Raw genomic sequence first — 18800 nt, forward strand, 5'->3', positions numbered from 1 at the left:
ATGTCGGGGATGATGTGTTCGCCCCAGGGTTTGTTCATGAGGTTGGCCAGGCCCTCGCCCTTGGCCTCGATGAGGACGCCGTCCTTGAAGCCGTCGAACTCTTTGCCGCCCACGAAGTAGGAGTCTTGCACGCGTACGCCTGTGACCTGCTCCTCGTAGGTCGCCGAGCGCCAGGAGGGGCTGTGGTTCTTGCCCTTGCCCCATGCGCCGACACCGCCCTGGCTGGACCCGCGCACGGGTTTGCGCAGGCCGGGGTAGTGCTTGCCGGCACGCGGATCGAACATGCCGGGCTTGACCGCGCCGGTCTCGTCGGCCAGGTACTTGCGCACGGCTAGGTTGCGTTCCTTGACGTAACTACGCCAGGCGGCCCGGTTGTTACGCCACAGCCAGTACTCGTAGCGGGCCCCGTCGGCGGCCTGCCGGGAGGCCCAGCGGGCGCCCCGGGCGGCCTGCCCGCCCATGGCGCTGGCCGCGCCGCCGCCCAGGGCTGTCAATCCCGCCAGGGCCAGGTCCCTGGCCATCTCGGCGGGCGTGTGGGTGGACAGGTAGCGGCGCACGGTGCCCGCAGGATCGCGCATCAGATCAGCGGCCCCGTGCGCGGCGTCGAAGAAGGTGGTAGCACCCATACCGACCTCGAAGGCCAACCCCAAGCTCCCGCCGGTGAGTATCACCACCGCCCCGATGAAGAACACCAAGGCGGCCTTCTGCTCCAGGCTCAAACCCTCCCACCAGGTGCCCAGGGCGTGAAGGATCCCCGCCAACCACCACGAGAACCCAGAAGCGCTCAACTGCTCCTCCAGGGCGCCGGCCAGCACGGGCGTCAGAGCTACCAGGCCAACGGCCGCAGCCAGTGCCCCCACCCCGGCCAGCCGCCAGCGCCACCAGCGCTGCGGCGGCGTGTCCAACACCGCGCGCGCCGCCTCCTCCCGGCCGACGCGCAGCCTGGAGGGCGCAACCGCCAACAAACCCGGCTGGCGGGTATCGGCGGCCTCCAGCAGTGTGCGGTACGCCCACCGGCACTCAATCCCAGTGGTCGCTACCAGGTCGATCAGCACCGCCCGCAACGGCCGCCAACGGTCATAGGGCAGTGCCTTGATGCGCCGCAGTCGCCACGGCCCCCACCTCCCGCCGCCGTCGTCGCCCTCAACCGACAGCGTGTAACCGCCCTCCCACAGCGTGCGCACATCCACCAGCCACGCCACACCGAGCAGCACCAGCAGCATCCAGCCGCGCCCGTGACCGCCCAGCGTCAGAGCAGAGGTGGCCCCCACCGGCCACCACGGCGCCTGGTCCCCGGTACTCGACCAGGCCCCATATGCGCTTGCGTTACGGCCGGCGTGATCCACCATGGCCACCCACAGTGCCCACAACGGCGCAAGCACACACACGGCCCGCGCCACCACACGCCCCGGACCGTCTATGCCTCCGCACTGGCGCCACACGGCCACGGCCAGCCCCACAGCCCCGGCCACCAGCCCCGTCACAAAGGCGTGCCCCGCGAAAACCAGATACTCCCCCGACTGGCCCGACAACGGGCTCAGAGAGAACATGGACGCGCCCAGGCACTCCAAATCGCCAACACCCTGGTAGGAGCACGTCAACAAATCCAGCGCACCAAACAACCCCGGCTCCGTCTCCAAGATCACGACCCGCCGCGCCATCTCCTCAACCGCCTCGAACCCCGCACCGCAGGCCACCCCCAGCACCAGCCAGTCGCTTGCCAACAGCCTGCGGACCCGGCCCGGAGCCGCCAGTGCCAGCACCGCCAACGGCACCAGCTTGCCCACCTCCTCAACCAGCGGCGCCACCACAACCTGGGCCGCCGTGTATGTGACCCCCACTTCGGCCCGTTCCGAAACCCACGTGCTAATCGCGGCGATAACCCCCGCCCACGGCATCGCCGCCGCCAACACGCCTGACACCAGCACCCAGGACACGGTCTTCGCCCGGGCCAACGCGAACCAGCACACCACCAGCCACAGGCAGCCCACCCACGCGCCCAGCGCCGCCCTCAACGTCGGCGACACGATCAGCCCCAGCACCACCACCACGGCCGCCAGCCACGAACACACCGCCCGAACCCTCACCAACAACCCGAACCAGCGCCCGCCGCCCGCCCAATCACGCAACACCTCCCACCACTCCACACGACCCTCCAAGAACGNCAGGCCACCCCCAGCACCAGCCAGTCGCTCGCCAACAACCTGCGGACCCGGCCCGGAGCCGCCAGTGCCAGCACCGCCAACGGCACCAGCTTGCCCACCTCCTCAACCAGCGGCGCCACCACAACCTGGGCCGCCGTGTATGTGACCCCCACTTCGGCCCGTTCCGAAACCCACGTGCTAATCGCGGCGATAACCCCCGCCCACGGCATCGCCGCCGCCAACACGCCTGACACCAGCACCCAGGACACCGTCTTCGCCCGCGCCAGAGCGAACCAGCACACCACCAGCCACACACAACCCACCCACGCACCCAGCGCCGCCCTCAACGTCGGCGACACTATCAGCCCCACCAGCACCACCACGGCCGCCAGCCACGAACACACCGCCCGAACCCTCACCAACAACCCGAACCAGCGCCCGCCGCCCGCCCAATCACGCAACACCTCCCACCACTCCACACGACCCTCCAAGAACGAACCGGCCTGCCAAGCACCAACAGAATGCGCAGGGAAAACAGACATCAGGAACCTTCCAACAGGGAGGAGAACACAGGCAGAAGCCAGTGTGTCACAATTCGAATTCAGACGCCTAACATGCAGAACAGCAGGCTAACGGGGCGAGATGCGTCCGAGACTCCGGGTCATCTCGAAAACGGCTAGCGTTCAACCACGTGGCGCACCCGGCCGTCCCAGCCGTCCAGGAGCTCACGGGCGAGTGCCGGCAGGATGTGCGGGTAGACGGTCATGCCGGCGGCGACGGCGGCGTCCAGCTCGTCCAACTCCCACCAGCGCAGCGAGTCCAGCACCTGCTGCTCGGTGTCGGTCCAGCCGGAGCGGCACACGCCGACGCCCGCCTCAAGGTGCGTCAGGTAGAACAGCTCGTCCTGGCGGCAGGTGACCTGGTTGAAGGTGAACAGGGCCTTGCGTTCCACCACTGGTCCGGTCAGGGCCGCCTCGGCCAGGGTGATGCCGGTTTCCTCCGCGAGCTCGCGACGCGCCCCACCGATGGGCGTCTCCCCCGACAGCAGGCCACCGCCCGGCGTGAATCCCCACGAATGGGTGGTGTCGCCGAAGTCGTGGCCGACGACCAGCAGGATGGCCGGCCGGGGCACGCGCCGCAGGGCGATCACACGCGCCGCCTGGCGGAACGGCAGGCCGGCGGCGTTCAGGTGCCACTCGGAGGCGTCGAGCAGCTGGGTCCAGTTGGGCGGTACGCGCAGCGGGTCTCGCCCGTCGGCCGCGAGAGTGGGCACGGGCCAGGGCAGGTCACCGGCGTCATCGGGTGAAGGCATAGCGTTGCTCAACTATAGCCGCCAGCAGGGCCGACTCCTGTGCCGCGAAATCGGCGTCGGCGTGCCCGTCGATCGCCTGCTGGCGCAGCTGCGCCAGGGCGGCCGCCGCCTTCAGGAACGCCTGCATGGCCCGGGCGGCTGCCGGCCCGCGACTCTTGGCCCAGCGGCGGGCGGCCGCACGTCCGGCACCGGTGGTGATCATGGTGACCTCGGCCGGTGAGAACCAACCTGCGCGCTGGTAGTCCGCCAGCCGCTGCCGCATGGTCATGCGTTCGCTCCAGCGTAGCCACAGCACCAGGCCGATGGCGGCGATGAAGAAGGGGATCGCGACGAAGAAGTAAAGGGACGGGTCACTGGTCAGTATGCCGTTCCAGAAGGAGTGCAGCATGATTGCGCAGGCCAGTCCCAGCGGCGTGGTCCACATCCACGCCAGGTTTGACCGCATGCGCACGCTCGCCCCGATCGCCAGGCCGGTGCAGGCGGTGAAGGTGACGTGGGCGAAGGGCGAGGCGATCCCGCGCATCAGGAATGTGACCAGCAGCGCGTCGGAGTACTGCACGAAGTACAGGATGTTCTCGGCGAAGGCGAAGCCGGCGGCGACTACCGCCGCGTAGACGATCCCGTCGACGGCGCCGTTGAAGGTGCGCCGCCACAACAGGAAGATGATGAGCACGCCCAGGCCCTTGGTGGACTCCTCCACGATCGGTGCAGTAACGACCGCGGAGACGAACTCGCCGCCGGACACCGACCCGGTGGTGGATGACACCAGTAGGGAGGCCGAGGTGTTGATCACCAGGGAGACGATGGTGGCGACGCCGGCACCCCACAGGAAGGCGGCCGCCAGCACGCCGGGCGGTTCGGGCTCCCAGCGGTCGATCCAGCGGACCGTGACCAGGACGATGCTCAGCGGCACCAATGCCAGCAGGATGGGGACCAGCAGCTCGGAGGCGGCTGTGGCGGTGGAGGCGTAGATGATCCACAGCATCACTGCCAGTCCGATGGCACCCAGGCAGGCCATGATCGCGCTGGCGACGGCGCCACGGCGCCGGTGCACCATCGCCTGCGGGGTCCATGCCGGGGCGGAGGAAGGCTGTGCGGGGCTGACCGCCGGGTATCCACTGCGTCGATACCCGGGGCGGGGCGCCCAGGCGTTGCCGGGTCCGGGGTAGGAGGACGGGGTGCTCACGATGTCGCCTGCGCGTTTCCGGATTCGCTCGGCGCATCGGTGGCGTCGTCGATGTCGAAGGTGCGTGGCAGGGGGGCGTGGCCGGCCAGGTGCAGCACCCGCACGTCCAGTGCCGCCCGCAGGCGCCGGGCCTCGGCCACGTGCGTGTTGTGGAAACGGCGGGCCAGCACCATTCGGTAGGCGGCCTTGTCCAGCCGGTCCAGGGCCTCCTGGCCCCGCGGGTCGGCGCCGAGTGCGGCGCGCATGGGGGCGTCGACGACGGTGCGGATCACCCGGGACAGGTCGGACTCGATACGGGCGCGGCTGCGGGTGCCTTCGCCGACCGGCTGGGCCGGGGTGTCGGTGTCCAGGCCGTCGTCGACGATCGGTCCCTCGGCGTCGAGTGCGTCGTGTGCGGCCTGGGACAGCAGCAGCGCGGAGGCGGGGTCGAGCAGACCGGAGGCCGCCAGGTCGGCGGCGGCCTGTGCCCGGTGGACCAGCTGTGCCTCCAGGGTGGCGCGCGATCCCAGCACCTGCCGGTGCAGCCGGTCCACGCGCAGTGCCTTGGCGTACGCCGACCAGGCGATCGCCAGGAACACCAGTGCCGCGGCGAGCACGACGACGGCGGGTCCCAGCCAGGTGGGCGGCCCACCCGGCGGGTCCACAGGCGCGGCCGGCAGCTGCGGCCCCGCAGCAACGATCGGGTTGAGCATGGCTTAACTCCTCCGGTCAGTCCTCGAGGGCGTCACGCAGTCTGCCCACCATGGTGCGCGAGCCGGGGGCAATGGTTACGCGCGTATGGGCCGTGGACAGGGCCATGTCGTACACGTCCAGCACGGCGTCGGTGACCGCGGACCAGTCGTAGCGGCCCACCACCGCGGACGCGGCGGTGCGGCGGGCGTCTGCGGCTGCGGTGTCGGTTAGGGTGTCGATGATGGCGCGGGCCAGGTCGTCACTGTCGCCGTTGCGGAACAGGGCGCCGTAGGCGCCGTCGCCGAGGACGTCGGAGAACGCGGTCAGGTCGGAGGCGACCACATGGGTGCCGGCGGCCATCGCCTCCACCAGCACAATGCCGAAGGACTCCCCGCCGGTCTGTGGGGCCACGTAGCAGGAGCAGGAGGCGAGCATGGCGGCCTTGTCGGCGTCGGAGACGCCGCCGAGGAACACCACCTGGTCGCCGAAGCGCTCCAGGGCGGCGCGCTCCTCCGCGGCGTCACCGCGGCCGGCGATGAGGAAGCGGGCGTCCGGGATGGCGGCCAGCACCGTGGGGATGGCGCGGGCGAGTACCTGCAGGCCCTTGCGGGGCTCATCCAAACGGCCCAGGAAGGAGATGGTGGGGGCCTGCGCAGTGCCCACGAAGCGCGGATCATCCTTGGGGGCGTCCGCGAAGGGGGCAACGTACACGCCGTTGGGGATGACCACCGCGTCGCCGCCGTGGTACTGGATCAGGGTGCGGCGCGCCTCCTCGGAGACGGCGATGCGGGCGGTGAGCTTCTCCACCAGCGGCACCGCCACCGGGGACAGCAGCTCACGGGCCAGGGAGCGGTCCATGGCGGCGTGGAAGGTGCCGACCACCGGCCCGTCGGACGCCTGCAGGGCGAGCATGCCGACGCTGGGGGTGATGGGCTCGTGGATGTGCAGCAGGTCGAAGTCGCCGGCGGCCAGCCAACGGTGGGCGCGGCGAGCCACCGCGGCCCCGAAGTTGAGGCGGGCGATCGAACCGTTGTAGGGGATGGCGATGGAGTCGCCGGCACTGGTGACCCAGTCCGGCAGCTCCAGGTCCGGCGAAGCGGGCGCCAGCACCTGCACCTCGTGTCCGCGGCGCATCAGCTCACGGGCCAAATCCATGACGTGCACCTGCACGCCGCCGTGCGCGTCCAGCGAGTAGGGGCATACGATCCCGATTCTCATGCGCCGGCCTCCGGCTCGGCCTCGCCCGCGGGCTGCCTCGCGGACTCGGCGGCATGCCGGCGCGCGAGCCGCTCGGGATCGAGGTCGGCGTCGAAAACCGCCTGCAGCATGTGCCAGTCGACGGCGTGTTCCATCAGACGGGGGGCGACGTCGGCCACCCAGGCGTGGGTGAGGGCCGTGACCCGCTCACGCCCCACCAGGTCGGCGGGCGCGTCCACCGGGCGGATGGTCAGCACGATGCCCCAGCGGGATCCGGCCCGGCGGCGGCGCTCGCCGTCCAGGCGCTCGTAGTGCAGGGAGGCGTCGTACAGGGGCACGCCGAGCCTGCCGGCCAGGGCCGCCGGCCCGGCGGCCACGCGCGCCGGGTGTCCGGCCAGGTCGGTCAGGACGCCGGAGCTGGACAGGTCGCGGTCCGCCAGCAGGGCCACCACGTAGTGCCCCTGGCCGGCGGTCTCGACCAGCCGGTCGAAGACCTTCTCCCCCCGGCCCTGGCCGATGACCTTCATGCCCAGGCCCTCGCGGAAGTCCACGAACTGTTCGAACAGGTCCGCCGGCTCCAGCTTCTCGGCGACGGTGAGTACCTGGGCGAGCTCCTGACTGGCCCAGGCGCCGGCCAGGTCCCAGTTGCCCATGTGGGGCAGGGCGATCACGATGGAGCCGCGTTGGAGGTCGGCATATGCGCGCGGGTCGATGTCGGGGCGCACGCGGGCGCCGATCTGCTCCAGACTCATGCCGGGCAGGGCGAAGGCCTCGTAGAAGTAGCGCATGTAGGAGCGCATGCCGGCCCGCGAGGTACGGCGCACCTCGCGGGCGGAGGCGCCCGGCATTATCCGCGCCAGGTTCTTCTCGAGTTGGCCGACGCCCTTGTCGCCGCCGCGCAGCCGGTGCCAGGCCCAGGCGACGTCGGCCCCGGCGGCGGACAGGGCGTACCCGATTGGCGCGGGCAGCTTGCGCACGTGCCGCCAGGCCAGCCGGTACAGGTCCTCGATACCGATGCTCATGGGCGCGCCTCCGCCGCCGGTCGGGTCAGCTGCCGGTGTACGGTGACCACCCGCTGAATGACGGTGATCAGGGAGCCGACGGCCACGAGTGCCAGGGCGGCGGTGAGCACCCATGCGGGCGCGCCCAGGCCGACGGCGAGGACGCCGACGGCGGTGATGACCAGCCGGTCGGTGCGCTCGGCGATGCCGACCGCCGCGGTGGCGCCCACGGACTCGGCGCGGGCGCGGGCGTAGGGTACGGCGGCCGCCAGCACCACGGTGGTCACGGCGATGGCGACCGTCCAGGTGCGCAGCGGCCCGGCCTGAAGGTGCAGGGCGGCCCATACGGCCAGGGAGCCGAAGACGGCGCCGTCGGCGAGGCGGTCCATGGTGGAGTCCAGGAAGGCGCCGAAGGACGAGCTGGTGCCGGTCAGGCGGGCGAGGATGCCGTCGAAGGAGTCACCGATCAGCACGGCCGCCAGCAGGATGGGACCGAGGATGAAACGCCCCTGCGGCAGGGTCAGCACCGCCACGGCGATGGTCGCCACGGTGCCGGCGACGGTGAGCATATTCGGGGTGACGCCGATCCGGGCCAGTCCCCGGGCGGGGGCGGTGAACAGGGCGCGGGTGATGCCTCTTCCGTGTTGTCCGAGCATGCGGCTCCTCAGCGTTCCGGGTCGGGACGGCCCGTGTCCAGTGCGGTGGGCGCGCTGTCCCAGGCCGCGGCGAGCTGGTCGCGCTGGTCTCCCAGCAGTTGGGGCACGGGTTTGGTCTTGCCGATGATCGGCATGAAGTTGGCGTCACCGGTCCAGCGGGGCACCACGTGCTGGTGCAGGTGGGCGGCAATTCCCGCGCCCGCGACCTGCCCCTGGTTCATGCCCAGGTTGAAGCCATGCGGGTGGGAGACGGCGCGCACCACCTCCATGGCGCGGGCCGTGAGCGTACCGATCTCGGAGCGCTCGGCGGCGGTGGCCTCGGTCCAGTCGGAGATGTGCCGGTAGGGACAGATCAGCAGGTGGCCGGTGTTGTAGGGGTACAGGTTCATCAGCACGTAGGCGGTCTCGCCGCGGTGGACGATGAGGGCATCCGTATCCGACCGCCCGGGGGCGGCGCAGAAGGGGCACTGGTCGGCGGAGTCGTCGGAGGGCTTGTCCTGGCCGCCGATGTAGACCATGCGGTGCGGGGTCCACAGCCTTCTGAAGGGGTCGGGGGTGTCGGCGGGCTGGAAGGGCGCCTCGATACGTACGCCGTCGACGACGGTGCCCTCCAGGCGCGTCAGTGCGGGCGCCTGCCCGGGCGCGTCGGTGCCCGGGCAGGCCGCCTCCGGGATGTGCTCCTGCGCGGCTGTCTGGCCGGTCATGTCAGTCACGGGTGAGCTTCTCCCCCGCCGGCTCGTTGATGCGCTCGGCAATGACGCGGGTGATGTGCTCGATGGCCGCGTCCACGGGCACGCCGTTGGTCTGGGAGCCGTCGCGGAAGCGGAAGGAGACGGCACCGGCGTCGGCATCATCCCCGCCGGCGATCAGCGTGAAGGGGACCTTCTCCTTGGAGGCGTTGCGGATCTTCTTGCCGAAGCGGTCGTCGGAGTGGTCCACCTCCACGCGCACGCCCCGGGCCCGCAGCTTGGCGGCCACGTCGTCGACGTAGGCGTCGAAGGCCTCCGCCACGGGCACCAGCCGCACCTGCACGGGAGCCAGCCAGGCGGGGAAGGCACCGGCGTAGTGCTCGGTGAGCACGCCGATGAAGCGCTCCACGCTGCCGAGCTTGGCGGCGTGAATCATGATGGGGCGCTGGCGCGTGCCGTCGGCGGCCGTGTACTCCAGGTCGAAGCGCTCGGGCTGGTTGAAGTCGTACTGGATGGTGGACATCTGCCAGGTGCGGCCGATGGCGTCCTTGACCTGCACGGATACCTTGGGGCCGTAGAAGGCGGCGCCGCCCGGGTCGGGCACCAGCTCCAGTCCGGTGGAGGTGCACACCTCCTCAAGGGTGCGGGTGGCGGCCTCCCAGTCGGCGTCCGAGCCGATGAACTTGTCCTTCTTGGCGCCGTCCTCGTCGCGGGTGGACAGCTCCAGGTAGAAGTCGTCCAGGCCGAAGGCCTTCAGGATCGACAGGAAGAACTCGATCTGCCTGCGGATCTCCTCCCCGGCCTGCTCGGGGGTGCAGTAGGTGTGGGAGTCATCCTGCGTGAAACCGCGCATGCGGGTGAGCCCGTGCACCACGCCGCTCTTCTCGTAGCGGTAGTCGCGCCCCATCTCGAAGAACCGCAGCGGCAGCTCACGGTAGGAGCGGCCGCGGGAGCGGAAGATCAGGTTGTGCATGGGGCAGTTCATGGCCTTGAGGTAGTACTCCTGGCCGGCCTTGGTGATGTTGCCCTCGGCGTCGCGCTCCTCGTCGGCGAGCATGGGCGGGAACATGGTGTCCGCGTAGTAGGGCAGGTGTCCGGAGGTGTGGAACAGGCCGCCCTTGGAGATCTCCGGGGTGTGGACCAGGTCGTAGCCGGCCTGGATGTGCCGGTCGATGACGTACTGCTCGATCTCGTGGCGCAGGATACCGCCCTTGGGGTGGAACACGACCAGCCCGGGGCCGATCTCCTCGGGGAAGGAGAACAGGTCCAGTTCGGCGCCGAGCCGGCGGTGGTCGCGGCGGGCGGCTTCGGCCATGCGGGTCTGGTAGGCCTTCAGGTCGTCCTTGGTGGCCCAGGCCGTGCCGTAGATGCGCTGCAGGGAGTCGCCGTTCTGGTCGCCCTTCCAGTAGGCGGCCGAGGAGCGGGTCAGGGCGAAGCCGTTGCCGATGAGCTTGGTGGAGGGCAGGTGGGGCCCGCGGCACAGGTCCTTCCAGGCCACGGTGCCGTCGCGGCGCACGTTGTCATACATGGTCAGGCCGCCCGCCCCGACCTCCACGGAGGCGGACTCGGCGCAGGCCCCCTTGGTGGTGATCAGCTCCAGCTTGTAGGGCTGGTCGGCCAGTTCGGCCCGCCCCTCGGCCTCGGTGATGTCGCGCCGCCGGAAGGCCTGATTCTCCTTGACGATGCGCTTCATGCGCTTCTCGATTTCGCGCAGCAGCTCGGGGGTGACGGCGTCGATCCCGCCGAAGTCGTAGTAGAACCCGTCGGTGATGAAGGGACCGATGCCGAGGTTGACGTCGGGGAAGAGCTCCTGGACGGCTTGCGCCATGACGTGCGTGGCGGAGTGCCGCAGGATGTTCAGCCCATCCTCACTGTCCAACGTGATGGGCTCGACGACGGCCCCCGCCGGGAGGGCACGGTCCAGGTCCCAGGGCTCGCCGTCCACCTTCATGGCGACCACCTCGCGGGCGTCCGCGAACAGGGTGGTGCCCGTGGTGCCCGCCTCGATGCTGCGGGTGGCGCCGTCGAGGACAATGTCGAAGGTGGGCTGGTTGGACACGGGGACTCCTTTTGATCAATCGATCAGCTCAGGCGGGCTGTACTGGTGCCCGCACGCACCGGATCATACCGAGTGGCGCAACCGGCCCCGGATCAGAAGCCGGTGTCGGTGGGCTCGGGGTAGAACCGCCGGAACTTGCGCCACTGGTTCAGCTCTCCCGCCAGCCGGTAGGCACGGCGTCGCGCAGACGCGTCCTTGGGGTTGTTCAGCGGGTTGATGACGCGCCCCGAGCGGCGCAGTTCCCACACGCGGCGGCCCAGGGCCTTATCGCGCACGTAGCGGTCCAGGAGACGCCCGGGCACCAAGGTGTACAGGCATCCGGCCGTGAAGCGGGCCGGCGCCGTCGGCTCCCCGTCCACCACGTCCGCGACCAGCACCTCCATCGGGTTCACGCCCGCACCGACGCAATAGAAGCTGTTGCGCCCGATGCGCGGGTTGACCTCCAGGAAGAAGAACTCGCCGGTGCGCGGGTCCTGCTTGATGTCGAAGTTCGCGAAGCCCCGGTAGCCGGTGGCGGTGAGGAAGCGCTCGGCGGCGGCGAACAACTCCGGCGCGTCGAAGGTGATCATGGCGCAGGGGTTGCCGAGTGTCGCCGGGGCGTGCTCCTCCAGCAGCACGCGGGCCGCGGCGCTCATTGATACCCTGCCGCGGGAGTCGACGTACGCCGTCACGGAGTACATCGCCGTGTCATCCCCGGGAACCAGTTGCTGCACCACGAAGCGGCTGCGGAAACCGGCGTCCGCCAGGGTGCGCCACAATTCCTCCAGTGCGGCCGCATCCTGGATGAAGTAAACCTTCTTGCGGCCCTCGAACTCCAGGGTCTCGTAGGTGGAGGAATCCGCCGGCTTGGCCACCAGGGGGAAGGTGAGGTCATCCGGCAGCGGCGCCGGCCTCCAGTCGGGTGCGTCGGCGCCGGACAGGTCCTGGTAGAAGGAGCGGGGCACCGGCAGGTCCTGCTCGGCGGCGACGCGGGCGAATCCCTCCTTGTCGCTTACCAGGTCGATGGTCTCCAGCGACGGGATCGGCACCAGGTAGAACCGCTCCAAGCGTTCCCGGTGCTCGGCCAGGACGCGGATCCGCCAGTCGGTGTTGGCTATCAGCAGCAGCGGCACGCCGGGGTTCTCCTCGCTCAGGCGTGCGCCCAGGGCCTCCAGTTCCACAACCAGTCCCTCGGCGTCGTCGGCGCGGTCGCACTGGTGCCGGGTGACGATCGCGGAGTCCCGGATCGCCAGCGGGTCGTACTTGGTGACCAGCACCGACACCACCCCGTAGGCGTCATTGAACTGACGTGCCAGCGCATAGGCGCCAATGTCACCACCGACGATGACCGGCTGGAACTTCTTCATAAGCATGCTCCTGAGACTGAGGGGCGGCCCTCGTGGGCCTGCTAGCGGATGGTACCGGCTGCCGACCCGTTACACTCGCCTACACCCGCCGTTACCCACCGCGGGTCGCGTGGAGGAGGTCACCGTGACTCAACCCGACAGCCGTTTCCCGGAGCTGCGCGCCGAACTGGCCCGCCTGAGCGGGACCAGTGCGCAGGATTGGTATCCGGTTTTCAAGGCGCGCTACGGCATGCAGGTGGCCTTCGAGCAGATTCGTGCCGTGCACGGTGACGGGGCGGTACTCACCCAGTTGTTCACCTGCTGCACCGCAGTGGTACCAATCATGGCGGCGGGGCTCACCCCGCGCTACGCCGACATCGACGCCGACACCCTGGCGCTGGCCCCCGGCGCCGTAGACGCGACCACCGCCCCCGACAGCGGGGGCGGCCCGGTCGTCCCGCTGCGCGGCCTGGTCATCCAGCACACCTTCGGCATTCAAGGGGGTGAGGAGGCCGGCCGGCTGGCGCAGCAGGCACGCGACCTGGGCGCCGTCGTCATGGAGGATGCAGCCCACTGCGTCACCCGACTCGCGCGTGGGGACGACGGGCAGCCGCTCGCCGACGTGTCCTTCCACTCCTTCGGCGTGCAGAAGATCCTGCCGACACACTTCGGTGGGGCGGTCTGGGTCAACCCTGAACTGGCACGCCGCGATGCCGCCCTAGACTCCGCGCTGCGGGTTGCGCTGGCCTCCTTGCCGGACCTGAACCACCGCCTGGGCGCCGCCGCCCGTATGTACCGCAATCAGGCCCGGGTCCTGGCTCACCTGCCACGCGCCGTCTCGGCGCCTGCCCGCGCCGCCGCCTCTCGCACCGGCCTGCTGGAACCGCCGATCGCCACGGCCGAGGAGGCCGGTCGACTGCCCTACGCACCGATGGTTCCCTCCGGCTGGGTTGCCCGCACCGCCACCGCCGCCCTGCGCCGCCTACCCGAGGCCGACGCCGCCCGTATCCGGGTGGTCGGCCGCTACCGCGAAGCGCTGCCAGGACTCGCGGGTGTCACCGTTCCCGGCGGGGTACTGCGCGGCGCCCCGGCCCCTCTGCTGCGCGTCCCCTTGCTGCTTCCCAACACCGACGAGGCCGAGCGGCTCATCGCCGGCATGCGGGCCATCGGGGTTTTCGCAGAGAGGTGGGGCCGCCCGCTGCTGTATCCGGGGGTAGATGACGAGGCCGCTTTCTGCGTGCCCGCGGCCCCCGGCAGTCTGCCGGTGACGCGGGACGTCTCGGCGCGCGTGGTGGCACTGCCGACCGAGCTCGACGACGCCCACGCCGCCGACGCGGTGCGCCTGGTCCAGGAGTGGTCGCGCCATCGCGCCTGATGCCGCGCCGACGTCAGCGACCCAGCCACTTGCGCACCAAGTGACGCGTGCGCCGCGCCCGCCCCAGGGCCTGGTACACCAGTGGCCGGGTCGGTACGTCCCAGGCGCCATCGACCTCGGTGGGATGCTGGGCGAAACGGCGCTTGTAGCGGCCCACGCCGTACAGTTCCGGGACCCGACTGGACTCGGCCCCCATCAGGTCCAGGCTGCGTATGCCCTCCTTGGCGAGGGTGCACGCCACCGCCCAGTCCAACGCCTCGGCGCCGCGGAAGCTGCGTGAGGCGTTGGAGGAAGCGCCGTAGTAGGTCGCCGCGTCCTTGCCTGCAACGGTTACCAGGTCCCAGCAGTGCGGAACACCATCACGCCGCAGTACGAACAGCCGAGCATGCTGCGGCCCCAGGGTGGTGAGCATGTCCCAGTAGACCTGGGAGGGATGGGGCCGGAATCCATCGCGCTCTGCGGTGGCTACAAGCACTTGGTATACGTTCTCGAACTCCTCTCGACTCAGACCGGTCTCCTCGGCAATGGTGCAGCCAGCCTCGCGGACCACGCGCTCGGCCCGGCGCACGCCGCGACGCCCGTCCTTGGGCATGACCGCACGAATGGCCTCAGGGGTGCCGGGGCGCAAGTCGATAACATAGGTGCGGTCGTAGGTTATGGAACTCATGAGCGGCAGGGTGTCGCGCGCGCAGAAGCGGGCGTGCATACGGATGAAGACGACACGCTTGTCGCGCCGCCGCACTTCGCGCACGAGCAGCTTACGCAGCTCGGCCTCGCGGGTGGGGGACTGCTCGCCGAGCCACACCGGCCCGTGCTTTGCCCATAAGAACGGCCATCTCGCGATCGAGTAGCGGTACAGGGCGATCACCGCCACCGTTTTGGAATCAACTTCGTAGGCGTAGCGACCGAACAGGGGTCTGCCTTGGCTGCGTTCGAAGTCCTCCCAGGGCTCCAACTGCTCCAGGGGCGCGGGCGCGCCCCCGATCGCGAGACGCATCTGGCGCGCATCAAGGGCGGTGAGGTGGCCGCAAGCGGGTGACGGCACTTCGGCCATAAGGCGAACTCCTAAGTGAAAACTGTGTGTTCGCCAAGATATTGTCAGGTGGAGCCACGCAACATCCTTCGCAAGGATGATCAATCACCCTGGTTTCTCATCAGGGAGAGTGCCCCGTCCTCCTCCGGGTGCAGGACCTCGGCGCTCAGCGACGCCTGCGCAGCAGCGGCTTGGGGTGAAAGCGGTGGAACTTGCGGTCGTAGTTGAGCTTCTGGGCGTACACCAGCAGGCGGCGACGCAGCGAGCGCTCGGCGGGATCTAAGAGCGGATCGACAGCGTGCGGTGCCAGCCGCACTACCCTTCGGCGCAGCGCCGGGTCGTCGAGCTGATGCAGCAAGAGGTGGTGCGACAGCAGGCTGTAGAGTACTTCGCGCCGAGCCACCCGGCGCGGGCCGGGGTGGCCGTCGACTAGGTCGGAGATCATGGGGGCCATCGGATTGACACCTGCGGCGCTCATATAGAAGGAGTTGCGGCCAATGCGGGGGTTGACCTCGAAGAACACGGCACGCCCGTCACGGGGGTCGATCTTGATGTCGAGGTTGGCGAAGCCGCGGTAGCCGACCAGGGACAGGAGCCGTTCGGAGGCCTCCCACAGCTCCGGATACGGCTCGGTGATCATGGCCACAGGATTGCCGATCAGTGACGGCGCATGATCCTCTAGGAGGACCCTTGCGGAACCGATCATGGTGGTCTCGCCCGAGGAGGCGACGTATACGGTGACCGAGCGCATGGCGTCGTCCTCGCCCGGGATACGCTCCTGGATCAGGAAGGTGGATGTGAAGTCCGCCCGCCGCAGGTCCTCCCAAAGTGCATGTAGTTGCTCGGGGCCATCCAGGAAGTAGATCTTCCGCTTGCCTTCGAAGTTCAGTTCATCCCATTCCGCCCCGACAGCAGCCTTACCCACCAGCGGGAAGGGAATATCGATCTCCGGGTCTCCTGCGGCCAGGTCGGCACCGGTAACCACTACCTGTCGGGGCGTGCACAGTCCCACGGACTCGCACGCGATGCTGAAGCTGACCTTGTTGCTCAGGCGTTCCATCGCCTGCATGGAGGGGAACGGCACGACGTAAACCGGCTCAAGCTCCTCCCGGTGGGAGGCGAGCGTATGGGCGACCGAGTCGTGGTTCGCCATAACCACGGCACTACGTGGGGCGCGTCCAGCGGCCAGTTGTTTCAAACGGGCGATCAGGGTCGCGCCCTCGAGTTCCAGGGAAATGACGTCAATATACGCAGACAACACGATGGCCTGAATCGGTCGGGCCGAGATAAGGACCACCCGCTGGCCGGTGGCCTCATGAAGCTGACGAGCCAGAGCGTATGCGCCGATGTCTCCGCCGATGACGACTGGCAGCAGTCCCGGCCGGTTGGACTGGTCAAGCTGCGCGCCGGTCAAAACAACCTCCTGCTGGTGTACCCGTGTCGGGGTGCGTCCACGAAGAAGGCCCCGAACCACCCGGTCCGGGGCCATACGCGTGGGCGATACTGGGATCGAACCAGTGACCTCTTCCGTGTCAGGGAAGCGCGCTCCCGCTGCGCCAATCGCCCGAGCGGATGACGGGACTCGAACCCGCGACCCTCACCTTGGCAAGGTGATGCTCTACCAACTGAGCCACATCCGCGTGTCTGGCCTCCCGCGGGAGGCACGCAGGAAAAGTTAGCAGAGGGGTCCGGAAGCTGACAAATCGTCCCGACCTCGGCGTGGGATGACCTCGCTCACGCTCGCACGCCGTGCTCGGTTTCCGCCGCCGGAGCATCAATCCGTGGCACAGTTGTGCCCATGCACAGTTCCCGAAACGCCTCTGCCGACGTCTCTTCGCCGTCCGCAGCCCCCTCCGCACCCCAGCCCACCCGGGCTCAGTCGGCGCCGGAGGAGGAACGCCCGGAGTTGCCCAAACTGTCGACATGGCCGGGCCGTCCCTACCCACTGGGCGCCAACTACGACGGCTCCGGCACGAACTTCGCCCTGTACTCCTCCGTCGCCGAGGCCGTGGAACTGTGTCTGTTCGACGAGGCGGGCGCCGAGACCCGCATCCCGCTGACCGAGGTGGACGCGGACGTGTGGCACGCCTACCTGCCGTCCGTACAGCCCGGCCAGCACTACGGCTACCGGGTGCACGGCCCCTACGACCCGGCCGCCGGTCACCGCTGCGACCCCTCCAAACTGCTGCTGGACCCCTACGCGAAGGCGATGTCCGGCGAAGTGAGCGGCTCGCAGGCTCTTTACTCCTACGACTTCTCCGACCCGTCGGCGCGCAATCAGGAGGACTCCGCCCCCGTCACCATGCGCTCGGTAGTGGTCTCCCCCTACTTCGACTGGGGCCGCGACCGCCCACCCAGCCACGAGTACCACAACACGATCATCTACGAGGCCCACGTCAAGGGCATGACCAAGCTGAACAAGTTCATCCCCGAGCACCTGCGCGGCACCTACGCCGGCCTGGCCGAGCCCGCGGTGATCGACCACCTGAAGAACCTCGGCATCACCGCGATCGAACTGATGCCAGTGCACCAGTTTGTCAACGACACCTTCCTGCAGGACAAGGGCCTGTCCAACTACTGGGGCTACAACACCATCGGCTACTTCGCCCCGCACAACGCCTACGCCGCGCACGGCACCGACGGCCAGCAGGTGCAGGAGTTCAAGGCCATGGTCAAGGCCTTCCACGAGGCCGACATCGAGGTGCTGCTCGACGTCGTGTACAACCACACCGCCGAGGGCAACCACATGGGCCCGACCCTCTCCTTCCGGGGCATCGACAACGCCGCCTACTACCGGCTGGTCGACGGCGACCAGGCCCACTACTTCGACACCACCGGCACCGGCAACTCCCTGCTCATGCGCTCCCCGGCGGTGCTGCAGCTGATCATGGACTCGCTGCGCTACTGGGCCACCGAGATGCATGTGGATGGCTTCCGCTTCGACCTGGCCTCCACGCTCGCCCGCCAGTTCCACGAGGTTGACAAGCTTTCCGCCTTCTTCGACATCATCCACCAGGACCCGATCCTGTCGCAGCTAAAGCTGATCGCCGAGCCCTGGGACGTGGGCGAGGGCGGTTACAACGTGGGCGAGTTCCCCGCCCTGTGGAGCGAGTGGAACGGCAAGTACCGGGACACCGTGCGCGACTTCTGGCGCGGCGAGCCCTCCACACTGGGTGAGTTCGCGGCCCGTATCACCGGTTCCTCAGACCTGTACCAGCGCTCCGGCCGCACCCCGGTGGCCAGCGTCAACTTCGTCACCGCGCACGACGGCTTCACCCTGCACGATCTGGTCTCCTACAACGAAAAGCACAATGAGGCCAACGGAGAGGGCGGTGCCGACGGCGCCAGCGACAACCGCTCCTGGAACTGCGGCGCCGAGGGCCCCACGGATGACCCCGACGTGCTGGCTCTGCGCGGGCGGCAGGTGCGCAACTTCATCGCCACCCTCATGTTCAGTCAGGGCGTACCCATGCTCTGCCACGGCGACGAGTTGGGCCGCACCCAGGGAGGCAACAACAACGGCTACTGCCAGGACAATGAGATCACCTGGATCGACTGGGACCTGACCGACGAGCAGCAGGATCTGCTCGAATTCACTCGCAACATGATTCGCCTGCGCCGGGAGCATCCGGTGCTGCGTCGACGCCGCTTCTTCACCGGCGCGGCCGGCCACGGCGGCGAGTCGGAGCTGGGCGAGATCGAATGGCTCAGCCCCTCCGGCGCGCGCATGACCGACGAGGACTGGGGTACCTGGTATGCCCGCGCGATGGCGGTGTTCCTCAACGGCGACGCCATCCATGAGCCGGATGAGCGCGGCCAGCGCATTCGCGACGACTCCTTCCTGGCTCTGTTCAACGCCTCCGGCGAGGACATCGTCTTCACCCTGCCCGGTCCGGACCACTCCCCCCGCTGGCGCACGGTGCTGGACACGGCTCCAAGTGCCGCCCCGCGCCCGCAGCAGGTGGCCACCGGTTCCGGGGAGGAGTCGGAGGCCGGCCAGCAGGTCACGGTGGAGGCCCACTCCATGCTGTTCCTGATCTCCATCCCCGCGCCCGAACCGGCAACCCCCCAAGCCGTGGCCGAGGAGGAAGCGCCCGCCGCACCCCAGGTCGCGGTGGAGGAACCCGCCGACGCCGCTGCGGCGGTGACAG

14 protein-coding genes and 2 tRNA genes are annotated in these 18800 nt (G+C 69.3%); 2 read left to right on the forward strand and 14 right to left on the reverse strand.

The features are described from left to right. From BN1056_RS12505 to BN1056_RS12550, 10 genes are all read right to left on the reverse strand, one after another. Positions 1–1898: PrsW family glutamic-type intramembrane protease (locus BN1056_RS12505; RefSeq protein WP_244671721.1), on the reverse strand; the 1898-nt coding region annotated here is incomplete at its 3' end. 922 nt (positions 1899–2820) lie between these two features. Continuing rightward, a complete protein-coding gene (locus BN1056_RS12510; RefSeq protein WP_210581695.1) occupies positions 2821–3456 on the reverse strand; it encodes an NUDIX hydrolase in 636 nt (211 codons plus the stop codon). Continuing rightward, positions 3440–4642 carry a PrsW family intramembrane metalloprotease gene (locus tag BN1056_RS12515; RefSeq protein WP_244671702.1) on the reverse strand — a complete coding sequence of 401 codons (1203 nt, stop codon included), beginning with the start codon at positions 4640–4642 and terminating at the stop codon, positions 3440–3442. The genes BN1056_RS12510 and BN1056_RS12515 overlap by 17 nt, the downstream gene beginning before the upstream one ends. Next, the gene (locus BN1056_RS12520) at positions 4639–5334 is read right to left on the reverse strand and encodes a hypothetical protein (RefSeq protein ID WP_244671703.1); all 696 of its coding nucleotides are present in this window, start codon (positions 5332–5334) and stop codon (positions 4639–4641) included. The genes BN1056_RS12515 and BN1056_RS12520 overlap by 4 nt, the downstream gene beginning before the upstream one ends. A 16-nt stretch (positions 5335–5350) precedes the next feature. Continuing rightward, positions 5351–6532: a glycosyltransferase family 4 protein gene (locus tag BN1056_RS12525; RefSeq protein ID WP_210581697.1), complete on the reverse strand. Its 1182-nt coding sequence runs from the start codon at positions 6530–6532 to the stop codon at positions 5351–5353. Next, positions 6529–7533, reverse strand: coding sequence for a phosphatidylinositol mannoside acyltransferase (locus tag BN1056_RS12530; RefSeq protein ID WP_210581699.1), 1005 nt, complete (start codon positions 7531–7533; stop codon positions 6529–6531). Before BN1056_RS12530 ends, BN1056_RS12525 begins: the two co-directional genes overlap by 4 nt. Beyond that, positions 7530–8168 (reverse strand): phosphatidylinositol phosphate synthase, encoded by a 639-nt coding sequence (gene pgsA, locus BN1056_RS12535; RefSeq protein WP_210581701.1) that lies wholly within the window; start codon positions 8166–8168, stop codon positions 7530–7532. The genes BN1056_RS12530 and pgsA overlap by 4 nt, the downstream gene beginning before the upstream one ends. Before the next feature lie 8 nt (positions 8169–8176). Further along, positions 8177–8881, reverse strand: coding sequence for an HIT family protein (locus BN1056_RS12540; protein ID WP_244671704.1), 705 nt, complete (start codon positions 8879–8881; stop codon positions 8177–8179). After that, positions 8874–10916, reverse strand: a complete 2043-nt coding sequence (thrS, locus tag BN1056_RS12545) for a threonine--tRNA ligase (RefSeq protein ID WP_210581703.1) — start codon at positions 10914–10916, stop codon at positions 8874–8876. The genes BN1056_RS12540 and thrS overlap by 8 nt, the downstream gene beginning before the upstream one ends. A 92-nt stretch (positions 10917–11008) precedes the next feature. Then, a complete protein-coding gene (locus BN1056_RS12550) occupies positions 11009–12262 on the reverse strand; it encodes a carboxylate--amine ligase (RefSeq protein ID WP_210581705.1) in 1254 nt (417 codons plus the stop codon). A gap of 124 nt (positions 12263–12386) precedes the next feature. On the opposite strand from BN1056_RS12550, the gene BN1056_RS12555 reads away from it, so the two are divergent. After that, positions 12387–13616, forward strand: coding sequence for a DegT/DnrJ/EryC1/StrS family aminotransferase (locus BN1056_RS12555; protein ID WP_210581707.1), 1230 nt, complete (start codon positions 12387–12389; stop codon positions 13614–13616). Between the two features lie 13 nt (positions 13617–13629). Here BN1056_RS12555 and BN1056_RS12560 read toward each other — a convergent pair whose 3' ends face one another. From BN1056_RS12560 to BN1056_RS12575, 4 genes are all read right to left on the reverse strand, one after another. Continuing rightward, entirely contained in the window at positions 13630–14670 is a 1041-nt protein-coding gene (locus tag BN1056_RS12560; RefSeq protein ID WP_244671705.1) for a lipid II:glycine glycyltransferase FemX, read from the reverse strand. Positions 14671–14815: 145 nt separating this feature from the next. Continuing rightward, positions 14816–16063 (reverse strand): carboxylate--amine ligase, encoded by a 1248-nt coding sequence (locus BN1056_RS12565; protein ID WP_210581709.1) that lies wholly within the window; start codon positions 16061–16063, stop codon positions 14816–14818. 80 nt (positions 16064–16143) lie between these two features. Then, positions 16144–16215 (reverse strand) — tRNA-Val (locus tag BN1056_RS12570). 1 nt (position 16216) lies between these two features. Then, positions 16217–16289 (reverse strand) — tRNA-Gly (locus BN1056_RS12575). Between the two features lie 158 nt (positions 16290–16447). Between BN1056_RS12575 and glgX the strand changes: the two genes are divergently transcribed. Continuing rightward, positions 16448–18800: glycogen debranching protein GlgX (gene glgX / locus BN1056_RS12580; RefSeq protein ID WP_210581711.1), on the forward strand; the 2353-nt coding region annotated here is incomplete at its 3' end.

This window comes from Actinomyces succiniciruminis (assembly GCF_900002405.1).
Taxonomy (GTDB): domain Bacteria; phylum Actinomycetota; class Actinomycetes; order Actinomycetales; family Actinomycetaceae; genus Actinomyces; species Actinomyces succiniciruminis.